This is a genomic window from Micromonospora sp. NRRL B-16802 (genome assembly GCF_001279555.1).
Lineage (GTDB): Bacteria > Actinomycetota > Actinomycetes > Mycobacteriales > Micromonosporaceae > Micromonospora > Micromonospora profundi.
Window position 1 is genome coordinate 1 of record NZ_LGEB01000091.1, and the last position, 6126, is coordinate 6126.

Below are 6126 nucleotides of genomic sequence, written 5' to 3' on the forward strand. Positions count from 1 at the left end.
ACGTCGAAATCGAAGGCGCCCCACACGGTCTGCTCTGGACCCACGCCGACGAGGTAAACGCCGCCCTGCGCACCTTCCTGGGCTGAGCTGACGAAAGGGACACCGCGCGGAGAGAACTACGAGAAAGGAACGAGATATGGGCGAGAAGCTGACGTTGGTACGGGACGACCTGCTCATCGTCGACGACCTCATGCTGCTCTTGATGGACGACGACGGCGTTGCCATCCAGACAGCGGGCGCCCTGCACGACGCGCTTGGCGGCGCGGTGCTCACCGAGCTTGCCCTGCTCGGTCGGATCCAGATCGACAACTCCGGGGTGCTGGACGGCCCGCGGGTCACCCAGTCGGGCGAGGGTCCGCTGCCCGACCCGCTGCTGCAGTCGGCCTACGACACCGTCGCCGAGAAGCCCCAGCGGGTGCGGCCGTTGCTCGTCGCCCTCGGCACCGATTTGTGGTGGGTGGTGCTCGACCGGCTCGTGGACCGCGGCCTGCTACATCGTGAGGCGGCGCAGCTGCGAGCGCGGATCCGCCGGGTCCTGGCGGACGGCGAAGCCCCGGATCCCCGCACTGCGGCGATCATCGGGCTGCTCTTCGCCAGCGGCGCCGTGCCTTCGCTGCGGCCGCCGCTGCCTTGGACATCGGCAACGGTGAGCCGAGCCAGCGAGATCGGACGCGGCCATTGGGGATCAGAGGCCGTCTTCTCCGCGGTGACTCGCACCGCGGCGGCGATCGTTGCCGTCAGTGCCGCCAGCGTGGCGACTACCACCAGGCGAGCGCCGACCGGCGAAAGGAACGCTGCATAACCGCCCTGGACCAGGCGCTCGAGGTCCGAGCGACCGCGGTCGGACCGGCCTCGCCGGCGGCGGCAAGGGCCCTGGATCGCCTCCGGCGTCCTGCTGGTACTCGTGGTCGCGGTCGGTCCCGGTGCTGCAGTTCACGGGTGCCGGATGTCCGGCCACGGGGAGTTCCATGACGTTCACTACGCAGTTCAACGGTCTGGCCGACCCCTGACCTGCCACACCTCACCCGTGGGCACGGATCTATTGAATAGGAGCTAAATGCATGGCAACGATCGCAATCGTGGGATTCGGCGACATGGGCGAGCAGTTGGCGCCTCATCTCCTCGCTGCCGGACATCAAGTGCGAGTATCTGATATCTCGGACTCCCGGCTCGAAGCAGCTAGGCGCATGGGGACGACCGCGGTCGCGTCGGCCGCAGAAGCGGCGCGGGGCGCTGATGTGATCTTCGGCCTCGTGATGTCGAATGACATCCCGACCGCCTACCTGGGTGACGATGGAATACTCGCCGGCGCCCAGCCTGGTGCATCAGTGCTGATCTGCTCGACCACCACCCGAGCAATCGTCGACCAGGTCCGCGCGGCGGCGCCCAGCGGAGTGGCCGTGCTCGACTCGCCCATCGTTGGCGGTGTGAAGTACGCGCGCGAGCGGGCGATCACGTTCCTGGTCGGCGGATCGGCCGACGATTTCGAGCGGGTGAAGTCGGTACTCGATGGTCTCGGCAGATCCCGGCACGTGGGTGAGTTCGGTGCGGGCGTGGACTACAAACTGATCACCAACGTAGCCATCATGGCTGCGGAGGCGGGACTACGCGAGGCGCTGGACCTCGCGGACATCCTCGGACGCGACTATGAGACCTCGTTGGAGTTGATGGCGGCTGGGCCTATGAGAGCGGTCGTGGAGCGTGCTCTGGACGTCGCCAACCCTCGTCCGCTACGTCGCTCTGCGGAGGACGACGACACGCTGGTGTCTGTCGTCGAGGACCCGGCCAGGTTGCTGCCGATCTCCACCGCGGGCCGACAGCGACTGTGGGAAGCGGTCAACGTCGATCCGAATTTCGAACCCGACTTCGTGGACCTGACGCGCAAGACCACCTCGCGCGCCGCCAGCATCCGCTCTTAGGCCAGCAGACCCACCAGAGGAGATGACGTATGACTACTATCCCGGCAAGCAAGAAGATCAATCCTGAACCGATCCGCGATCCCGATTCCGACCACCTCTTGACACCGCAAAACTGCGCCATTGCGTTCATCGACTACCAGGAAGGCCAGTACGCCACAGTCGGTTCCGCCAGCCGGGAGGAGATAAACCTCGGTGTGGTGACGCTGGCGCAACTGGCGCGAGCTTATGAGATTCCGACGGTCGTAACCACCGTGGCGGTGGGAATGGGAGTGCACAAGCCGACCGTCGACGAGATCACCCGTGAACTACCCGGCATCACTGAAATCGACCGCACAGGTGTCAATTCCTGGGAGGATGCGGACTTTCGGGCCGCGATCGAGGCCACCGGGCGCAAGAAGATCGTGATGGCCGGCCTGTGGACAGAGGTTTGCCTCGCGTTCCCAACCCTGGACATGCTTTTGGAAGGCTACGAGGTCTACCCCGTGATCGATGCCGTTGGAGGCGTTTCGGCGGTCACCCACCAGACGGCCATCGACCGCATGCTCCAGGCTGGGGCGCAGCCGATCACCTCGCTGGCGTTCGGCTGTGAGCTGATGCGTAACTGGGCCCGCTCGGACGCTGACCGGTACCGGACCATCATCAACGACTACTTCCGCCGCAAGCGTGAAGCAGGGCAGTCCGCAGGTGACCTGTTCTCCTAAGTGGTGTTTCACCAGTGCAGCTGGGTCGCCGACCGGACTTGATCAACGTGGCGGGTCGGTGATCGAGGGACGGCGAGGTCTCCGGTAGATGGTTCTTCGACCAGGAAGAACTGAGCACCGGGGACCTCGCGGCCAGCGCTGCGGCAACGAGGCGGCACGCCCGTGGCGGGACGTGCCGGAAAGTGACGGAGCCCGGCAGACGGTGTACGGGCAGTTCCGCCGGTGGCAGCGTGACGGCGAATCGTGGCCGGATTGCAGCCGACGCGGACGCAATCAGCATCTCGAAAGGACATCGAATGATTCGGGAAATCCATGACAACACCGGGGCGCTCGTAACGGTAGAACTCAATAAAAATCTCCCGATCGGCACCTACACCATCAGCCTCGCTGAGGGATCACCCGCCGGTCGGGTGGACTTCGTCGACTCCGTCAAGGTGGTTGGTGAGCGAATCGTCTTCCACACCGAAGTCGACCGAGAGTTCGGCGGACGGGGCCTGGCCGGGCTGCTGGTCCGCGAGGTGCTCGCGGACAGCATTCGCACGAGTGTCACCGTCGTTCCGGTGTGCCCGCTGTTTGCGGATCATTTGAAAAGGCATGGTCATGAGTTCGTCGCGGATGGTGGCAAGTTCCGTCCGCCGACACCTGCCGACTTCGCGCTCGTCAGGCGTGCTACGAAGCCCCACGTCTCTTCTCCGCCGCGATGAGGGTGCAGGGAGGATCACCAATGACCGCGCACACGATCAGCGAGCAGCGGACCAGACCGTGCGCCGCCCAGAAGCTCGACCCGCGCCCGCCCACCGACCTGCTCCTCGCCGGGGAGCCCAAGCGGCACTTCCGCGACCGCACCTGGGACGTCCAGGCGCCCTGCCGTCTTCAAGAGTTGCGACTGACCATCCTCGACGCCAACAGTTCACTGCTGCGGGTCCTGGGCCGTCCGCCGACGGTCGCCGACATCGCCGCCCACCTCAAGCTCACCGAGGAGGAGGTCCTGGAGGGCCTGGAGGGTGCTCGCGCGTACAACGCGGTGTCGCTGTTCACGCCGACCGGCGACGGCGACCGGGCCGCCGAACTGGATGACCTGCTCGGCGGTGAGGATGGCAAGTTCGAGCTGTCCGACCTGCGGGTCGCTCTGGGCACGGTGCTGGCCACGCTCACCGAACGCGAGCAGCGGATCCTCACGCTGCGCTTCTACGGCAACCTGACCCAGTCGCAGATCGCCGAGCAGATAGGCGTGCCCCAGATGCACGTGTCCCGGTTGCTGGCTCGGGCCCTCGGCAAGCTGCGCGAGCAGTCGGACGGGACGTACTAGTGGGCGCGGACGGCGGCCCGGGCACCGTTGTGCGTCTGATAACAGATCCCCCTACCGCAGGCGTCAAGAGGTGCCTTCCTTGCCGCGGTCGGTGCTTTCCGAGGTGTCGTACGACCTGCCGGTGCGGGCGCCGCCAGGGCCGGCAGCATTCATTTCTCATCGCCGGGTACGGCTGTCCACGCCTCCCGGGGATCGACCACGGTCGGCGACGTTCGGCCGAGCCCCACCCACGCCCTGCACCCGGTCACCGCCCTCACCGCCATGTGAGACCTCTCCCAACGCGCCGACAATCAGGAACGTTCGACCGGACGGCGTCGCGTCGCACCAATCATCGGGGGCAGCCGCACTCGAAGATCTCGATTGCGGCTTCGACGCCGATGACTGGCAGAGAAGGGCCGGGAATATCAGTCGCCCCTCCCGAGGTTCAGAGCTAGCGTGACCGCCATGTTCGGCACCGTCGGCTCTGTGCGGCCCGCAGGTTTCCACCTGCCGGCTGCCGCCGACGTGTGCGCATGGCTGGCTGACACCCGAGGCTGACCCTCCTCCCGCTCCGGCAGAACCACGGAGGAGGGTGGCCCGGTGATCCGGCGCGCTGGTGAGCACGCCGTGACATGCGGTTCTGGCGCGGTTTTTCGCGGAGTGGCATCCGCCCGCGTTCGTCGTCCGCCAATTCGTCTCCAGTGTGGAGCTCATCATGGCCAAGAGCCAATTCGTGCGCGTGAAGCCGCACCTCAACATCGGCACGATGGGTCACGTCGACCACGGCAAGACGACCCTGACTGCCGCTATCACCAAGGTCCTCGCCGACCGCGACCCCGCCGTCAACCGGTTCGTGTCCTTCGACGGCATCGACTTCGTGTCCTTCGACGGCATCGACCGGGCGCCGGAGGAGGTGGCCCGCGGCATCACCATCAACATCGCCCATGTCGAGTACGAGACCGAGACCCGGCACTACGCCCATGTCGACATGCCCGGCCACGCCGACTTCGTCAAGAACATGATCACAGGAGTGGCGCAAGTCGATGGCGCGATCCTGGTTGTCTCCGCGCTTGACGGGGCGATGCCGCAGACCCGCGAGCACGTGCTGCTCGCTCGGCGGGTCGGCGTGCCCTACCTGGTGGTGGCGATGAACAAGGCCGACGCCGTCGAGGACCCGGAACTTCTCGACCTGGTTGAGCTCGAGATGCGGGAGCTGGTGTCCGAGTACGGGTTCCCCGGCGACGAGGTGCCCGTCGTACGGGTGTCGGCGCTGCGGGCACTCGAGGGCGACCCACGCTGGGTTTCCTCCGTCGTGGAGCTGCTCGACGCGGTCGACCGGTACGTCCCGGTGCCACCCCGCGAACTCGGCGAGCCGTTCCTCATGCCGATCGAGAACGTGCTAACGATCTCCGGGCGGGGGACGGTGGTGACCGGCGCTGTCGAGCGGGGCGTGCTACGTGTCGGCGACCCGGTGGAGGTGGTCGGTCTCAGCCCGACGCTGTCCGCTGTGGCCACTGGGCTGGAAACGTTCGGCAAGTCGCTGGCCACCGCCGAGGCCGGGGACAACGCCGCCGTGCTGCTGCGCGGGGTCAAGCGTGACCAGGTGCAGCGGGGTCAGGTGGTGGCGCTGCCGGGCAGCGTCACGCCGCACCGGCGATTCCGGGCCAGGCTCTATGCGCTGACCACCGCCGAGGGCGGGCGTCACACGCCGTTTCTCGCCAACTACCGGCCGCAGTTCTACTTCCGCACCACCGACGTGGTCGGGTCGGTAGACCTCGGTGAACACAGTCGACCTGTCGGTGGAGCTTGGCAGGCCGATCGCGATGGATGTCGGGCTCGGCTTCGCCGTCCGGGAGGGCGGCCGTACCGTGGCCGCCGGCACCGTGACCGAACTACTCGACTGAGCTACGTGGCAGGGCCCCTTACCGGCAAGGGGCCCTGCCACGTACGGCCTTCCTCAGGTGCGCTGGCCGAGCCCCGCGTAGGACCGACTCCGTGGCACTCCACCCACCTGCCCCTCGCGGTGAACCCGCAGCGAACCGCTCACCTGCGGGTCAGTACCCGCTCAGCAGCGCACGCCGTACCCCGATCTTCGGTTCCGTGTCTCTCGCAACTCGGAAACCTGGACGGGACACGGCGTGCGCTGTTGATCACGGTCGAGACCCACCCACGAGAACGTCACGAGGGCCATCTTTGGCTACCCGCGAGCTGCGCCCCC

Annotated in this window: 4 protein-coding genes and 2 pseudogenes; all 6 read left to right on the plus strand. The window is 66.8% G+C overall.

All coding sequences use genetic code 11. The features are described from left to right. Positions 1–136: 136 nt before the first annotated feature. The 6 genes and pseudogenes from ADK66_RS25350 to tuf all read left to right on the plus strand — a co-directional run bounded on the left by ADK66_RS25350 (position 137) and on the right by tuf (position 5812). Positions 137–802, plus strand: a complete 666-nt coding sequence (locus tag ADK66_RS25350; protein WP_053659576.1) for a GPP34 family phosphoprotein — start codon at positions 137–139, stop codon at positions 800–802. 259 nt (positions 803–1061) lie between these two features. Beyond that, entirely contained in the window at positions 1062–1919 is an 858-nt protein-coding gene (locus tag ADK66_RS25355) for an NAD(P)-dependent oxidoreductase (RefSeq protein WP_082377653.1), read from the plus strand. A gap of 29 nt (positions 1920–1948) precedes the next feature. Next, entirely contained in the window at positions 1949–2620 is a 672-nt protein-coding gene (locus ADK66_RS25360) for a hydrolase (protein WP_053659579.1), read from the plus strand. 296 nt (positions 2621–2916) lie between these two features. Further along, a complete protein-coding gene (locus ADK66_RS31015) occupies positions 2917–3324 on the plus strand; it encodes a GNAT family N-acetyltransferase (RefSeq protein WP_082377655.1) in 408 nt (135 codons plus the stop codon). A gap of 62 nt (positions 3325–3386) precedes the next feature. Next, a pseudogene (locus tag ADK66_RS25370) lies at positions 3387–3929 on the plus strand (sigma-70 family RNA polymerase sigma factor); the annotation flags it as partial. A gap of 694 nt (positions 3930–4623) precedes the next feature. Further along, positions 4624–5812: pseudogene (tuf, locus tag ADK66_RS25375) on the plus strand (elongation factor Tu). The last annotated feature ends 314 nt before the right edge of the window (positions 5813–6126 follow it).